15 protein-coding genes are annotated in these 14,420 nt (G+C 69.5%); 8 read left to right on the top strand and 7 right to left on the bottom strand.

The annotated features are described in order from the left end of the window. Positions 1–5 precede the first annotated feature (5 nt). Entirely contained in the window at positions 6–1,007 is a 1,002-nt protein-coding gene (locus tag QRN40_RS05340) for a quinone oxidoreductase family protein (RefSeq protein WP_285114471.1), read from the top strand. A 2-nt stretch (positions 1,008–1,009) separates the two neighbouring features. Here QRN40_RS05340 and QRN40_RS05335 read toward each other — a convergent pair whose 3' ends face one another. Further along, positions 1,010–1,375, bottom strand: coding sequence for a hypothetical protein (locus QRN40_RS05335; RefSeq protein WP_285114470.1), 366 nt, complete (start codon positions 1,373–1,375; stop codon positions 1,010–1,012). Positions 1,376–1,427: 52 nt separating this feature from the next. Continuing rightward, entirely contained in the window at positions 1,428–1,652 is a 225-nt protein-coding gene (locus QRN40_RS05330) for a hypothetical protein (protein WP_285114469.1), read from the bottom strand. Between the two features lie 160 nt (positions 1,653–1,812). Here QRN40_RS05330 and QRN40_RS05325 point away from each other — a divergent pair, with 160 nt between their 5' ends. After that, entirely contained in the window at positions 1,813–2,823 is a 1,011-nt protein-coding gene (locus QRN40_RS05325; protein WP_285114468.1) for an SDR family NAD(P)-dependent oxidoreductase, read from the top strand. A gap of 3 nt (positions 2,824–2,826) precedes the next feature. Here the strand turns inward: QRN40_RS05325 and QRN40_RS05320 are convergent, their stop codons facing one another. After that, entirely contained in the window at positions 2,827–3,801 is a 975-nt protein-coding gene (locus tag QRN40_RS05320) for an SDR family NAD(P)-dependent oxidoreductase (protein WP_285114467.1), read from the bottom strand. A 153-nt stretch (positions 3,802–3,954) separates the two neighbouring features. Here QRN40_RS05320 and QRN40_RS05315 point away from each other — a divergent pair, with 153 nt between their 5' ends. Together QRN40_RS05315 and QRN40_RS05310 are read left to right on the top strand one after the other, a co-directional pair. Continuing rightward, positions 3,955–4,470, top strand: coding sequence for a DUF2231 domain-containing protein (locus QRN40_RS05315; protein ID WP_285114466.1), 516 nt, complete (start codon positions 3,955–3,957; stop codon positions 4,468–4,470). A 23-nt stretch (positions 4,471–4,493) separates the two neighbouring features. Further along, positions 4,494–6,125: a RecQ family ATP-dependent DNA helicase gene (locus tag QRN40_RS05310; protein ID WP_285114465.1), complete on the top strand. Its 1,632-nt coding sequence runs from the start codon at positions 4,494–4,496 to the stop codon at positions 6,123–6,125. A gap of 13 nt (positions 6,126–6,138) precedes the next feature. Here QRN40_RS05310 and QRN40_RS05305 read toward each other — a convergent pair whose 3' ends face one another. Further along, positions 6,139–6,933, bottom strand: coding sequence for an MBL fold metallo-hydrolase (locus tag QRN40_RS05305; RefSeq protein ID WP_285114464.1), 795 nt, complete (start codon positions 6,931–6,933; stop codon positions 6,139–6,141). Positions 6,934–7,062: 129 nt separating this feature from the next. Here QRN40_RS05305 and QRN40_RS05300 point away from each other — a divergent pair, with 129 nt between their 5' ends. The 3 genes from QRN40_RS05300 (at position 7,063) to QRN40_RS05290 (ending at position 11,546) form a co-directional block, all read left to right on the top strand. Continuing rightward, positions 7,063–7,617 (top strand): dihydrofolate reductase family protein, encoded by a 555-nt coding sequence (locus QRN40_RS05300; RefSeq protein WP_285114463.1) that lies wholly within the window; start codon positions 7,063–7,065, stop codon positions 7,615–7,617. 115 nt (positions 7,618–7,732) lie between these two features. Continuing rightward, positions 7,733–9,466 (top strand): ABC transporter ATP-binding protein, encoded by a 1,734-nt coding sequence (locus tag QRN40_RS05295; RefSeq protein ID WP_285114462.1) that lies wholly within the window; start codon positions 7,733–7,735, stop codon positions 9,464–9,466. 1 nt (position 9,467) lies between these two features. Continuing rightward, positions 9,468–11,546: an ABC transporter ATP-binding protein gene (locus tag QRN40_RS05290; RefSeq protein ID WP_285114461.1), complete on the top strand. Its 2,079-nt coding sequence runs from the start codon at positions 9,468–9,470 to the stop codon at positions 11,544–11,546. A gap of 173 nt (positions 11,547–11,719) precedes the next feature. Here the strand turns inward: QRN40_RS05290 and QRN40_RS05285 are convergent, their stop codons facing one another. Both QRN40_RS05285 and QRN40_RS05280 read right to left on the bottom strand, forming a co-directional pair. Next, complete coding sequence (locus QRN40_RS05285) at positions 11,720–12,286, bottom strand: hypothetical protein (protein WP_285114460.1); 567 nt, start codon at positions 12,284–12,286, stop codon at positions 11,720–11,722. Positions 12,287–12,310: 24 nt separating this feature from the next. Continuing rightward, complete coding sequence (locus QRN40_RS05280) at positions 12,311–13,459, bottom strand: zinc-dependent alcohol dehydrogenase (protein ID WP_285117446.1); 1,149 nt, start codon at positions 13,457–13,459, stop codon at positions 12,311–12,313. 181 nt (positions 13,460–13,640) lie between these two features. Here QRN40_RS05280 and QRN40_RS05275 point away from each other — a divergent pair, with 181 nt between their 5' ends. Then, positions 13,641–14,015, top strand: coding sequence for a hypothetical protein (locus QRN40_RS05275; RefSeq protein WP_285114459.1), 375 nt, complete (start codon positions 13,641–13,643; stop codon positions 14,013–14,015). Positions 14,016–14,087: 72 nt separating this feature from the next. On the opposite strand, the gene QRN40_RS05270 is transcribed toward QRN40_RS05275, so the two are convergent. Next, on the bottom strand, positions 14,088–14,369 hold the full coding sequence (locus QRN40_RS05270) for a Fe-S cluster assembly protein HesB (RefSeq protein ID WP_285114458.1): 282 nt from the start codon (positions 14,367–14,369) through the stop codon (positions 14,088–14,090). Positions 14,370–14,420: the final 51 nt, after the last annotated feature.

Here is a 14,420-nt window from a genome sequence, read left to right as displayed (position 1 = left end):
GCCGGATGACGGAGTTCGGGGACGGAGTCCCCTCGCGTCTGGTCGCCCGGGTGTCCCGCTTCGGCGATCCGTCCGCGATGGTGCTCGCACGCGAGCGGATGATCGCGCCGCGAGCCGGCCAGGTCGTCGTGCGCGTCAGGTACGCCTCCCTGGGCGCCACCGACCTGCTCGCCCGCGCAGGCGGCTACGTCTTCCATCCATTGCCGGGCTTCGTGTCCGGCTACGACTTCGTGGGCGAACTGGTCACCGAGTCCGCTGTGTCCGTGGCGCTCGGCCTTCGTGAGGGTGCCCTCGTGGCCGGCGTGCTGCCGGGGATGGGTGCTCACGCGACCTTCCTGAACGTGTCCCCGACCCTCTTGGTGGCGGTTCCCGACGGGCTCGACCCGGCGCGGGCGGCCGTCCTCCCGCTCGACGGTGTCACCGCGGCGTATGCGCTCGAACTCGCCGGACCGGTGCGCCGCCTGCTCGTGCAGGGCGCGGCCGGTGCCGTCGGGAGCCTCGCGGTGCAGCTGGCCCGCGCGGACGGGGCGACGGTCGTGGGCACCGCCTCTGGTCGCAGCCGCGACGCGGCGGCGCAACTCGGCATCCCGGTCGTCGACTACACGGAGCGGGAGTGGCCCGAGCGCGTCCGCGAGGCGGCCGGGGGCCCGGTGGATGCGGCGATCGACCACACCGGCTCGCCCCGCGTGCACGAGGCGCTGGCCCGCGACGGCGTCGTGGTGCACACCGCGTTCGCCGGCCGGCGCGGCCACGAACGCTCCGACGCGGTGACCGGCGCCGCCCGCGCCGCCCGCAGCCGGACCGACCGCATCTGCAGCACCCCGTTCTTCGTCGCGACCCGTCGCGCCGCGTATCGCCGCATGCTCGCCAGCCTGCTGAGCGAGGTCGCCGCCGGACGTCTGAGCGCCGCCGAGCCGGAGATCCTCCCGCTCGCCGAGGTGTGGGATGCGCACCGTGCCGCCGAGTCCGCCCCTCCCGGACGCAAGGTCGTCCTGGCTGCCCGCTGACCTCAGAAGGCGAACAGCTGGCCGAGCACGATCACGGCGATGAGGAAGAGCACGACGATCGCGGCGATCGTGACCACGGCACGGGACGACAGCCGGGCGATGCCGAAGCCGACGAGGAAGGGCAGCGCCAGGCAGCCTAGGGCCAGCACCCACCAGAACGCGGCGTAGCCGCCGGCCGAGGCCGACTCCAGCCGGCCGCCGAACAGTTTCTGCGTCGTCGGATGCGTCGCGAAGGCGATGCACGCCGAGAGCGGGTAGGCGATCAGCACCGCCGTGATCAGTCCGGCGAAGGCACCCCAGAGCCCCCGCTTCTCGCCCAGCTGGAGCGTCTCTTCGCGGTGCGGACCCTGACGGCTCTTGGTGCTCATGGCGCACAGCATAGCCACGGCTCGAGCGCTGGTGGAATGCAGCGCTGACGGATCAGAAGTCGTCGAGCGATCCGATGACGACCGGCACGCACTCCGAGAACCGGTAGCGGATGAGCTCAGGCCACAGGCTCGAGTCCGCCAGGTCGAACACGTCCATCACGGCCGCGCCCCCGATGTGCGAGGGAAGGCGCAGCTCGAACGGCGGTTCGGTGGTGCGCTCGAATTCGATCTCGAACGCGTCGTCGCCGCGTTCCAGTACGGCGAGCACGGTCTCCATGCGCTCCTCCTCCCGACGGCCGAAGTGGAACGACCATCGGTACGCCCGATCTGGATGGAGACAAGTGCCCGGCGCCGGATTCAGCCGGCGATATTCGCTCAGCGCTTTTACGGCACCAAGTGCCATAATCGGATCCACTACCCGAGAGAGAGGGACGACGATGACCGATCCGAAGCCACTAACGGCGCACAGCACCATCAGCGAATGGCTGGACCACCCGACAGGTGCGCCGCTGATCCAGGGCCTGCTCACGCAGGCGGGGGTGGGGGAGGAGATGCTCGCGCCGGTGCGTGGACTCCCGCTCCAGCAGCTGGTCGCGCTGAGCCAGGGGCAGCTGCCGCAGTCCGTCGTCGACGACCTTGTCCTGCAAGCGAACGACGGCGTCATGCCCGAGGACGTCGAGACGGGATGGGTCGAGAAGGTGACTTCCGGTCGGTTCGACGGCCGCACGGTGATCGTCACGGGCGCTGCATCCGGCATCGGCCGGGCCACCGCATCCCGCGTCTCCCGCGAGGGCGGCCGCGTGGTCGCTGTCGACATCTCCGCCGAGCGACTCGGCGAGCTCGCCGCATCCCTGCCGGACGGGTCGGTGGTGACCGTGGTGGGCGACATCACCAAGCAGGACGACATCGACGGCATCGTCGCCGCGGCCGGCGACCGCATCGACGCGTTGGCGAACATCGCCGGCGTCAACGACGACTTCTCGCCGGCGCACGAGACGTCCGACGCGGTCTGGGACCGCACCATCGGCATCAACCTGACCGGCGGATTCAAGCTCACCCGCGCCGTCCTCCCGGCGATGCTTGCGGCCGGCACCGGGTCCATCGTCAACGTCGCGTCCGAGGCGGGGCTTCGCGGCAACGCGTCCGGCACCGCCTACACGGTGTCGAAGCACGGCGTGGTCGGCCTGACGCGGAGCACCGCGTTCATGTACGGACCGCAGGGCATCCGCGTGAACGCGGTCGCGCCGGGCGGTGTCGCCACCGGCATCCCGATGCCCGCGAAGCCGTCCGAGGCGGGCATGGCGCGCCTGACGCCGTTCCAGCAGCAGATCCCGTCGATCGCGACGGCCGAGCAGCTGGCCGCATCCATCACCTTCCTGCTCAGCGACGACGGCGTGAACATCAACGGCGCCGTACTGCCGAGCGACGGCGGCTGGTCGGTGCAGTAGGCCTCAGTCCCGCTTCCCTCGCGCGGCGCGGACGGCGGAGGCCGCCGCGCCCGCGAGGGCCGCGAGGACGAGCAGCCGACCGGTCTGCTTCGAGCGGCCGCCCCAGCCGCCGGTCACTCCGAGCGGCGCGCCGGACGGTTCGTTCAGGTTGCCCGTCGTCGGCGCCGCCGGCCCCTTCGAGAACTGGCCGAGCTCCGTTTGACGGGCGATCGCCGCCTCCACCACCTGGGGCCGGCGGCGGTGCTGCCGCACCAGGGCCTTGCCCGGACCGCTGACCGTGCGCTCCGGCGTGCCGGGGTTCTTCCACGCAGCGACGATCGCGTCGAGCGCCTCCGTCGGCGGGTACACCGGCGGCAGCGCCTTCAGTGCTCGGCCCGTCCGGTTGCCCGCGTGCTGGAAGAACGGCGTGTCCAGTGTGGGCGGCAGCACCGTGACCATGTGCACGGGGGACTTCGCCAGGGAGAGCTCGGAGCGGACGCTGCGCCCGAACGCGATCACGGCGGCCTTCGACATCGAGTAGGCCGCGGAGTAGGGCTGCGGCACCTCGCCGAGGATGGAGGCGACGTTGACGATCAGCCCGGATCGCTGCGGAACCATCACCCGCAGGGCACTTCTGCTGCCGTTCGTGTAGCCGTGGATGTCGACGTCGAGGATGCGGCGGAACTCCTCGGCAGGCTGCTCCCAGAAGCGCGCGTAGCTGCCGACCGCGGCCACATTCACCCAGACGTCGAGGCGACCGTGCCGGGCGATGGCCGTGTCCACTGCGCGGTCGCCGGTGGACTCGTCGGTCGTGTCGCCGGCGACGATCGCCACGTCGCGGGCCCCGGCGGCCGCGCAGTCCACCGCGACCTCCTCGAGGGATGCTGCGCCGCGCGCGACCAGGACGAGCCGGGCGTGCCTCCGGGCGAAGGCCAGGGCGGTGCCCCGGCCCAGACCGCTGGAGGCTCCGGTGATGACGACGACAGGGGATGCGCTCATGCCGCGACGGTAGGCGCACCGGTCCGCTGCGGTGAGGCCTTGACAGGTCGGATCGCACCGTCGGCGGACCATACTCGCGCGGTACCCGCGCGTGAAGGGCTGCCATCGGGGACGGCGGGGTCCGACGATGCAGGGGAGCAGAGGAGCATCCCCATGAGCAGCACCGACATCGACCCCGGCTTCCGGCGGGCCAAGCGGCCGCGGTCGTTCATCGCCGGCCCCTACGGGCACCCCTTCCACGCGACGGTCGTCACCATCCCCATCGGCGCGTGGACCGCGGCCGTGGTCTTCGACATCGCGGCCCTGCTCGGAGCGGCGCCGCACGCGCTCGCCATCGGCGCACTGTGGCTGGTCGTCATCGGCGTGATCGGGGGACTCGTCGCCGCGGTATTCGGCCTGCTCGATTTCTCGCAGCTGCCGGCCGGCACGAAAGTCCGCCGAACCGCGGTGTCGCATCTCGCCTTCAACTCGACCGCGATCGTGCTGTTCATCGTCAGTGCGATCGTCCGGGCGGGCAACCCGGACGACCCGAGTGTCGCCGGCTTCGTGCTCGCGCTGATCGGCATCCTCGTCGTGGGCGTCTCGGGCTTCCTGGGCGGCGAGCTCGCCTACCGTCACGGCGTACGCGTCGCCGACGAGCGGGACCAGCAGCGGGCGTACACCCGGTGACCGCGAGCGGCTACGGTAGCGCCATGTCGCGCATCCAGGAGGTCGCCCGGGAGTCGTTCGGCTGGGATGTGCTGCGTCCCGGCCTGGCGGAAGCGATGGAGGTGCTGCTCGGCGGCGGCGATGTCCTCGCCGTGATGCCGACCGGTTACGGCAAGTCGTCGCTGTACCAGGTGACGGGGACCGTGCTCGACGGCGTCACGATCGTCGTGTCGCCGTTGATCTCACTTCAGGAGGATCAGGTCCGCTCGCTCAGCGAGGCGAAGGATGTGCCGCGTGCGGTCGCCATCAACTCGTCCGCCGGTCAGCGCGAGCGGGAACGCGACTGGGAGGCGCTCGAGACCGGCGAGGCGGGCTTCGCCTTCCTCGCGCCGGAACAGCTCGCGAACCCCGAGGTACGTGAGCGTCTGCGCGCGATCGATGTCACCCTCTTCGCTGTCGACGAAGCGCACTGCGTCTCGTCGTGGGGTCACGACTTCCGGCCGGACTACCTGCTCCTCGGCGACGTGATCGACGAGCTCGGGCATCCACCGGTCGTCGCCATGACCGCGACCGGGGCACCACCGGTCCGGGCCGAGATCGGCGAGCGGCTCGGGCTGCGGCGCCCGCGGCTGTTCGCGACCGGGTTCGACCGCCCGAACCTGCGCCTCGAGGTCGTCCGGCACGAGGAGGACTCCGCGAAGAGAGCCGCCGTGGTCGAGCAGGTGCGCGGGATGGACGGATCCGGCCTCGTCTACGTCGCGACCCGTAACGACGCCGAGCAGTACGCCGACGAGCTGGAGCGGGCGGGCGTTCCCGCCGCCGCGTATCACGCGGGCCTTCGCCGTGCCGATCGCGACGATGTGTACGAACGCTTCATGGACGGCCGAGCGCGCGTGGTGAGCGCGACCAGCGCGTTCGGGATGGGCATCGACAAGCACGACGTGCGCTCGGTCGTCCATGCCTCGGTCACCGACTCCCTCGACAGCTACTACCAGGAGGCGGGACGCGCGGGCCGAGACGGCGAGCCGGCGCTGGTGACCCTGCACTACCGACCCGAGGACTTCGCGCTCACGAAGTTCTTCTCCGGCGGCGGCCCCGACGCCGATGAACTGGCGCGAATCTTCGCGACCGTGGCGAAGGAACCTGGGATCACCCGCGCCGGCCTCTCGGAACGGGTCGGCATCAGCGTCCGCTCGCTCGGCCGGCTCCTCGGGCTGCTGCGGGATGCGGCCGTGCTGTCCGGCAGCGACGACGAGCTCCGCGCGGCGAACGTCAAGCCGGGTGAAGCGGCGGCGCGCGCGGTCGCCGAGGCCGAGTCGCGGCAGCGCATCGAGCACTCCCGCGCCCAGCTCATGCAGGAGTATGCCGAAACGGGAATGTGCCGGCGGCAGTTCCTCCTCGGCTACTTCGGCGAGGAGCTGCCGAAGCCCTGCGGCAACTGCGACACCTGCACCTCGGGCAGCGCGCAGCGATGGGCCGACCAGCACGACAACGGGATGGAGGAGGCGTTCCCGCTGTCCGCGCGCGTCCGGCATGAGACCTGGGGCCCCGGGATCGTCATGCACACCGATGCCGACCGCCTCACCGTGTTCTTCGACGAAGCCGGCTACAAGGTCCTGTCGATGGCGGCGGTCACCGACGGAGGACTGCTCGCGGTGCTCGGACCCGCGGCCTGACGCGCGCGTGCGGTCAGCTTCGCCCGATGGCCCGTGCTGACGCGGCCGCCGCCCCCGCTCCGTCCCGCCACGGGTCGCCGTGCCCGGGCAGCAGCACGCGCGCCCCCGTCGCCGCGATCACATCTAGCGATGCCAGGGCCCGCCCGGAATCGGCGGTCGCGGCTCCGGCGACGATCTGCGCACCCGGGATGCCCTTGTACGGGTCGAGCGTGACCAGCGCGTCGCCGCTCAGCAGCGTCTCCCGGTCGCGCAGCAGCAGACCGCAGTGCCCGAGCGTGTGGCCAGGCGTGAAGACGACCTCCGGCCTGCCCGGCAGGTCGAGCGTCCCGGACTCCGGCAGTTCCGATACCTTTTCAACCCCCTTCACGCGGAGGGCTCCGGCCTTGACCATCCCGACGACCGGCCTGAGCGACTTGGGGTAGAGGAGGGGGTAGACGAACGGCGTGTGCTCCCGGCGGTACCGGTAGGGGTGGGCGGCCAGCCGCCTATCGGCGGCGTGGACGAAGACCGGTACGCCGAGCTCCTCGACCGCGCGCGCGGCACAGCCCACATGATCGAAGTGGCCGTGGGTGAGCACGATTCCCTCGAGGTCGCGCATCCGCAGGCCGACCGAGTGCGCAGCCGCCACCAGCGGTCCCCACGTCTTCGGGAACGCGGCGTCCACCAGCGTCCACGCGTCGCCGTCGGCGAGTAGGTAGCAGTTGGTGAACGCGTGCTCCAGCCAGTGCACGCCCGGCACTACGTCGGGGGTCAGCCGTGGAGCAGTCCTGCTGCGGTCCTGGGTCAGAGTCACGGTTCCGGTCGCCATGTTCATGTCGTACGCGTCGCCCCACGAGCGGAGCAGGGCTTGACACGCGGCGCCGCGAGTCCCTCCGTGGGAGGAGGTTTCGTAATGCCGGGCCGGCCCCTAGGCTGTTCCGGGGGAGAGGGGAATCGTATGGGCGCCATCGCTGTGCACGAATTCATCTCGCTGGACGGGGTGTTCGAGGATCCGAGCTGGACCGCCGAATACGGGTTCGACCCGGAGATGGGCGACGACATCGGGCGGATCACGCGGGCGTCCGACGCCATCCTGCTCGGCCGGCGCACCTTCGAGATGTTCGCCCCCGCCTGGTCGCAGCGCAGCGCTCAGGAGGACCCGGGCGCTCCGTTCTTCAACGACAGCCCGAAGGGCGTCGTCAGCGGGACGCTGGACGACCAGACCGCCGAGAGCACCTGGCGCAACTCGCGCTCGCTGGGTGCGTACGACGCCGACCGCATCCGCGAGTTCGCCGACGGGTACAACGGCGTCTACGTGAGCGGCTCGGGTTCGCTGGTGCGCTCGCTGCTCGCCGACGGGCTCGTCAGCTCGCTGCACCTGTTCGTCTACCCGCTGGTCCGCGGGACCGGCGCCCGCCTGTTTCCGGAGGGCAGCGCACCCGCTAAACTTCGGCTGCGCCAGCATGACGCCTACGACAACGGCGTCCTGCACGTCCACTACACAGCCGCCTGATCGGCGGCGACGCATCATCATTGAGGACATCGTTCGTCCTCAATAGTCAATAGCGTCGTTCTTGTCGCTCATCGACGGCATCGAACTCCACACACAGCACACCCGGGGAATCCTTGTGACTCTGCTTCGACTTTCGCTTCGCTTCGTGCGCCCGTACTGGCGCTCGGTGACTGCGGTGGTGATCCTCCAACTGATCGCCACCATGGCCGCCTTGTACCTCCCGACCCTCAACGCCGACATCATCGACAAGGGCGTCGTCAAGGGCGACACCGACTTCATCTGGAGCACCGGCGGCATGATGCTCGTCGTCTGCTTCGTCCAGGTGATCGCGGCCGTCACGGCGACCTACTTCGGTGCTCGCGCGTCCATGTCGGCCGGCAAGGACATCCGGCGCTCCTTCTACCGCAAGGTGGATGCGCTGCCCTCGCTCGACCTCGCGCGGTGGGGGATGCCGACGCTCATCACCCGCAACACCAACGACGTGCAGCAGGTGCAGATGCTCCTGCTGATGACGTTCAACTTCATGGTCTCGACGCCGATCATGTGCATCGCGGGCATCATCTTCGCCGTGCGGGTCGACGCGGGCCTGTCCTGGCTGATCTGGGTTTCGGTGGCCGTCCTCTTCATCGTCGTCGGCATCCTCGTGTGGCTGCTGCTCCCGATGTTCCGCGTCATGCAGGAGCGCATCGACGGGGTGAACGGGGTCATCCGCGAGCAGATCGTCGGCATCCGCGTGATCCGCGCCTTCGTGCGGGAGCGGTTCGAGACCCAGCGCTACGACGACGCCAACGCCGCGCTCACCCGCATCTCGGTCAAGGTCGGCAACGTCTTCGTGCTGATGTTCCCGATCATCATGCTCATCCTCAACGTGGCCACCGTCGCCGTGCTGTGGTTCGGCGGTCACCGCGTGGATGCGGGCGACATCCAGATCGGCGCGCTGACCGCGTTCCTGCAGTACCTGCTGCAGATCCTGGTCGCCGTGATGATGGGCGTGTTCATGGCGATGATGATCCCGCGCGCGATGGTGTGCGCTGAGCGCATCGAGGAGGTCCTCGGAGCGAAGCCGAGCACAAACCAGGCCGGCGACGGCGCGGCGGCGCTCCCGGCCGACGGTCGTGTCGAGGTCCAGAACGTGACCTTCGGGTACCCGGGAGCCGAGAAGCCGGTCCTCAGCGACGTGTCCTTCACGGCAGAGCCGGGGGAGGTGACCGCCATCGTGGGCTCCACGGGTTCGGGCAAGACCACGCTCGTGTCGGTCATCGCCGACCTGTTCACCCCGCAGAGCGGGCAGGTCCGCATCGGCGGTGTCGCCGTCGACAGCCTGACCCGGCAGCAGATCGCCGGCGTGCTCGGCTTCGTGCCCCAGCGGCCGTACCTGTTCTCCGGGACGATCGCGTCCAACCTCCGCTTCGGCCGGCCGGACGCCACCGACGCCGAGTTGTGGGAGGCGCTCCGCGTCGCGCAGGCCGAAGACTTCGTCCGCGCCAAAGACAAGGGCCTCGACGAGCGCATCTCGCAGGGCGGGACCAACGTGTCCGGCGGTCAGCGCCAGCGGTTGTGCATCGCGCGCGCCCTGGTGGCGCAGCCCAAGGTGTTCCTCTTCGACGACTCGTTCTCGGCGCTCGACGTCGCCACCGACGCGCGGTTGAGACGCGCGCTCGCCGACTCCACCGGGGACTCGGCGGTGATCGTCGTCGCCCAGCGCGTCTCGACCATCCGGGAGGCTGACACGATCATCGTCATGGACGACGGACGCGTCGTCGGCCGTGGAACGCACGACGAGCTCGTCGAGAGCAACGAGACCTACCGCCAGATCGTCGAATCGCAGCTCAGTCTGGAGGTGGCCTGAGATGGCACGCAGCACGGAACGCAAGAAGCGCGGCGGTCGTCCCGAAGAGGGTCAGAACCCGACCGCGACGGACATCGTCCTCGACGAGCTCGAAGAGGAGTACGACTTCACGCCCGGCGAGGGCGACGGCGACATGTTCGGCGGCGCCCCGGCGAAGAAGGCCGAGAACTTCTGGCCCTCCTTCAAGCGGCTGCTCGGCCTGCTCAAGCCGGAGTGGCTGGGGATGGCGTGGGTCACGCTCCTGACGGTCGTCTCCGTCGTGCTCATCGTGATCGCCCCCAAGATCCTCGGTGACGCCACCAACGTCATCTTCCAGGGCGTCATCAGCTCGCAGCTCCCCAAGGGTGTGCCCATCGACCAGGTCGTCGAGCAGCTGCGCGCGAGCGGGCAGAACCAGCTCGCCGACGTGGTCGCCGGCTCCGGCGTGACCACCGACCAGGGGATCGACTTCACCGAGCTCGGCCGGCTGCTGATGATCGTGCTCGCCTTCTACATCGTGGCCTCGCTGCTGCAGTGGTGGCAGGGCTACCTGCTGAACGCGCTGGTCATGCGGGTCGTCTACGGTCTGCGCAAGGACGTGGAGGCGAAACTCAACCGCCTCCCGCTGAGCTACTTCGACACGCGGCAGCGCGGCGATTTGATGTCGCGCGTCACCAACGACGTCGACAACATCCAGACGGCGCTGCAGCAAGCGTTCTCGCAACTCATCCAGTCGGTGCTGACGGTCATCGGCATCGGCATCATGATGTTCATCGTCTCGTGGCAGCTGGCGTTGATCGCGCTCATCTCGATCCCGCTCTCGGGTGTCCTCGCCGGGGTGATCGGAACGCGGTCGCAAAAGCTGTTCAAGGCGCAGTGGGCGTCGACCGGGTCGCTCAACGGGCACATCGAGGAGTCGTACTCGGGTCTCGACCTGGTCCGCGCCTTCGGCCGTGACGCCGTCATGCTCGACGAGTTCGATGCGCGCAACGCCAAGCTGCACCAGGCGCAGGTCGGCGCGCAGTTCGTTTCCGGCAGCATCATGCCGGCGATGAACTTCGTCTCCTACCTGTCGTACGTGCTGATCGCCGTGGTGGGCGGGCTCAAGGTCGCGGCCGGCCAGCTCACGATCGGCGACGCGACCGCGTTCATCCAATACTCGCGGGAGTTCTCGCAGCCGATCGGCCAGATCGCCGGCATGGCCAACATGCTGCAGTCCGGCGTCGCGTCCGCCGAGCGGACGTTCGAGTTCCTCGACTCGGAGGAGCAGACGCCCGACACCGCGACCGAGCACCTGCCCGAGCGCGCCGACGGCCGGGTCGAGCTCGACCACGTCGACTTCTCCTACGACCCCGAGGTGGAACTCATCCGCGACCTGTCGCTCAGCGTCCAGCCGGGCAGCACCGTGGCGATCGTCGGACCGACGGGCGCGGGCAAGACGACGCTCGTCAACCTCATCATGCGGTTCTACGAGCTCAGCGGAGGTGCGATCCGGCTCGACGGGATCGACACGACGCACCTGTCGCGCGACGAGCTCCGCAGTCAGGTCGGGATGGTGCTGCAGGACGCCTGGCTGTTCTCCGGCACGATCCGCGAGAACATCCGCTACGGCCGGCTCGACGCGACGGACGACGAAGTGATCGCCGCCGCGAAGGCCACCATGGTGGACCGTTTCGTGCGCCAGCTGCCGGACGGCTACGACACCGTCATCGACTCGGAGGGTGGCAACGTCTCCGCCGGTGAGCGCCAGCTGATCACGATCGCCCGGGCGTTCATCGCGAACCCGTCGCTGCTCATCCTCGACGAGGCGACGTCGTCGGTGGACACGCGCACCGAGCTGCTCGTGCAGCACGCGATGGCCGCCCTGCGCACCGACCGGACCTCGTTCGTGATCGCCCACCGGCTCTCGACGATCCGCGACGCCCACACCATCCTGGTGATGGAGCACGGCCGCATCGTCGAGCAGGGCGACCACGCGACCCTGCTGGAACGCCGCGGCGCCTACTACGAGCTGTACATGACCCAGTTCCGGGGAGACGACGCCGAAGCGGAGGCCGGGGGCGAGGCCGATTCCGTCGCCGAAGAGGTCAGCGCTCCCTAGCGAGAGGCTGGTACGCGAGCCGCCGAGCGGGGTTGAGGCGGCCCGCGCACCGGAGACCATCGAAAGACCGCCGCCGAGGCGGAGCCACTGGTTGACAGCGGCTCCGCCCGGTGCGGCAGAACGATCGGTTCACTCCGCCCGTTCGCCAGACGAACGCCGACGCCAGACGGACGCTAACGCCTGGCGACCTTCGCCACCGTCCGGACGACGACGACACCCGCGAGCACCCAGGGGCCCAGCACGATGATCGGGTCCAGCCAGTTGTGCTTGACGTCGGCTCGCCGCGTCCCGAACCGGGAGGACAGCGGATGGTGACCGAACTCGGCGAGGACCCCGGACTCGGTGATCGGGTCGTCGGGACGCCTGCTCGCCAACGACTTCACGTGGGCGCCGATCGCATCCACCCGATCTCCGGCCACCAGGAGCAGCCAGTGCGCGGTCTGCCCCTCGCTGTACCGGTCGTAGGCGAAGCGGCGGATGGCGCCCGACACTCCGTGCAGGGGTTGGGCGGTACCGAACACGGGCGTCAGCATCTCGTGCTCGACCGACCGCTCCCTTCCCTCGCGCGGCTCCTGGAGCACGGGGAGGGTCCAGTGGGCACCCGTGGATTCCGCGTCCACGCGTTCCCGGGGGTGCGAGGGCCGATCGGCGGGATCGCTGTCGACACCCCAGCCGGGGATGCGCTGCCGGAGCGCATCCGGGTCGTACTTCTTCGTGTGGTCGCTTGCGACGTACGGCATGGTCCTGTCCTTTCTCCGCAGCGTCTACGCGGCGCTCGGCACGACGAGGGGCTTGATGATCCCGTCGAGCTTCGACGAGAAGAGGTGGTATCCGTCCTGGATGTGCTCCAGGGGGACGCGGTGGGTCACGATCTCGCTCGGCTTCAGGTAGCCGTTGCGGACGTGCTCGAACAGCCGAGGCCACTGCCGCTTCACCGGGCACTGGTTGGTGTTGATCCTGAGTCCCTTGTTCATCGCGTCGCCGAACTTGACGGCGCTGAAGAGGGGGCCGTAGGCGCCCATCACCGAGACGGTGCCGCCCTTGCGGACGGAGTCGATCGCCCAGTTCAGCGCGACCGGGGAGCCGCCCTGCAGCTTCAGCTTGGCCGAGGTGATGTGCTGCAGCGCTGAGCCGTCCGCCTCCGCGCCGACCGCGTCGATCACGACGTCGGCACCGAGCCCGTCCGTGGCGTGCTTGAGCGTCCGCACGATGTCGCCGACCTGTGTGAAGTTGTAGGTCTCCGCCTGTGCGAACTGCTCCGCCTTCGCCAGCCGGTAGTCCAGATGGTCGACGACGACGACGCGGCCCGCGCCCATCAGCCACGACGACTTGGCGGCGAACTGCCCGACCGGGCCGGCGCCGAAGACCACCACCGTGTCGCCCTCCGTGATCTCGCCGAGCTGGGCACCGAAGTAGCCGGTCGGCAGGGCGTCCGTGAGCAGGACGGCGTCCTCGTCGGCCATCCAGTCGGGGATGATCGTCGGGCCGACGTCGGCGAACGGCACGCGGACGTACTCGGCCTGTCCGCCGTCGTACCCGCCGGTCGTGTGCGAGTAGCCGTAGATGCCGCCGACGGCGGTGGCGTTCGGGTTCACGTTGTGGCAATTCGAGTACAGGCCTCGGACGCAGAAGTAGCAGCTGCCGCAGAAGACGTTGAACGGCACCATGACGCGGTCGCCGACCTTGAGGTTCTGAACATCCGAACCGATCTCGTCGACGACCCCGATGAACTCGTGGCCGAACGTGTGGCCGATCCGGGTGTCGGGCATCATGCCGTGATACAGATGCAGGTCGGACCCGCAGATCGCTGCGAGGGTCACCCGGACGATCGCGTCCTGGGGATGCTCGATCTTCGGTCTGTCCTTCTCCTCCACACGGATCTTGTACGGCCCGCGGTAGGTCATCGCCAGCATGTCGTCCTCCCCGTTGTCGCGGCCGCCGCGGGTGTCGCGGCTGTCACCTGGCGCCCACTCCATGCCCGCCGCCCGTGACGGTCGAGGCATTGACATAGGGAGGGGCCGGTGTAGCCATACACCGATTCGCTAGGCAAGTGAACGAGTTGTCCGAGCGGGTGCGAGGTCGTACAACGGAAGCATGACGAAGGATGAGCGCGCCTCCCTGCCTCCCGGCCCCGACTTCTCGTACGGCGGGTACTCGGTGCGCCTGGAGCCCGAGCACGGCCGCCAGGGACGCTGGCGGGTCGTGGACGACGAGAACTACTACGGCCTGGTCGCGGCCGCCGATCCGATCCGCGGCGAGCCCGAGGTGCATTTCGCGGCACACTTCCCTGGCGAGGAGGACATCCCGCCGATGAAGATCGTCCCCTATTGGACGCTCGCGGTGGAGTTCCTCCTCGACGCGGGCGAGGGCGAGGCCCTGTGGGGCCTTCCGGAGGACCGCACCGCCCCGCAGCCGATCGTCGTCGACGAACTCGCCGAGTCCCATGACGGCGACGTGAGCACGGTCTGAGACGGAGAGACAGACAGACACAGAGAAGGCCCGGAGCCTCTGGCTCCGGGCCTTCTCTGCGCGCGGCGTCCGCTATGCGGTGACGCCGATGGCGAAGCTGACGGCTCCCTGGTCGTCGACCTGTGCGTCGAGGACCTTGTCGTCGAGAACCTCCGCGGCCTGCGTCTCCAGGAAGATGCGGGCCCCGCCCGACTCGACCACCCGGTCGGAGGCTTCCGGCTCCGGGGTGACCGCCGCCGCGAAGGCGGTGTTGTCGGGGTTGTTGCTGCTGATGCGCAGGCCCGCGGACTCGTCCGGGGACTGCTCGGTCAGCGTCTTGACGATCGTGCTGGCGTTCTCAGTGAGGGTGAGCATGTGCTCTCCTTCCTTTCGATGTTCCAGGAGTCGCCTACGTTCCCGCAGCTC

This window comes from Leifsonia sp. fls2-241-R2A-40a (genome assembly GCF_030209575.1).
Lineage (GTDB): Bacteria > Actinomycetota > Actinomycetes > Actinomycetales > Microbacteriaceae > Leifsonia.
This window is presented reverse-complemented; position numbering and strand designations above follow the sequence as displayed.

Bases quoted from the DNA above. Each gene is read 5' to 3' on its own strand.
- QRN40_RS05275 (WP_285114459.1), top strand. From the start codon at position 13,641: ATGACGAAGGATGAGCGCGCCTCCCTGCCTCCCGGCCCCGACTTCTCG.
- QRN40_RS05315 (WP_285114466.1), top strand. From the start codon at position 3,955: ATGAGCAGCACCGACATCGACCCCGGCTTCCGGCGGGCCAAGCGGCCG.
- QRN40_RS05305 (WP_285114464.1), bottom strand. From the start codon at position 6,933: ATGGCGACCGGAACCGTGACTCTGACCCAGGACCGCAGCAGGACTGCT.
- QRN40_RS05325 (WP_285114468.1), top strand. From the start codon at position 1,813: ATGACCGATCCGAAGCCACTAACGGCGCACAGCACCATCAGCGAATGG.
- QRN40_RS05290 (WP_285114461.1), top strand. From the start codon at position 9,468: ATGGCACGCAGCACGGAACGCAAGAAGCGCGGCGGTCGTCCCGAAGAG.
- QRN40_RS05320 (WP_285114467.1), bottom strand. From the start codon at position 3,801: ATGAGCGCATCCCCTGTCGTCGTCATCACCGGAGCCTCCAGCGGTCTG.
- QRN40_RS05340 (WP_285114471.1), top strand. From the start codon at position 6: ATGACGGAGTTCGGGGACGGAGTCCCCTCGCGTCTGGTCGCCCGGGTG.
- QRN40_RS05310 (WP_285114465.1), top strand. From the start codon at position 4,494: ATGTCGCGCATCCAGGAGGTCGCCCGGGAGTCGTTCGGCTGGGATGTG.
- QRN40_RS05280 (WP_285117446.1), bottom strand. From the start codon at position 13,459: ATGCTGGCGATGACCTACCGCGGGCCGTACAAGATCCGTGTGGAGGAG.
- QRN40_RS05285 (WP_285114460.1), bottom strand. From the start codon at position 12,286: ATGCCGTACGTCGCAAGCGACCACACGAAGAAGTACGACCCGGATGCG.
- QRN40_RS05335 (WP_285114470.1), bottom strand. From the start codon at position 1,375: ATGAGCACCAAGAGCCGTCAGGGTCCGCACCGCGAAGAGACGCTCCAG.
- QRN40_RS05300 (WP_285114463.1), top strand. From the start codon at position 7,063: ATGGGCGCCATCGCTGTGCACGAATTCATCTCGCTGGACGGGGTGTTC.
- QRN40_RS05270 (WP_285114458.1), bottom strand. From the start codon at position 14,369: ATGCTCACCCTCACTGAGAACGCCAGCACGATCGTCAAGACGCTGACC.
- QRN40_RS05330 (WP_285114469.1), bottom strand. From the start codon at position 1,652: ATGGAGACCGTGCTCGCCGTACTGGAACGCGGCGACGACGCGTTCGAG.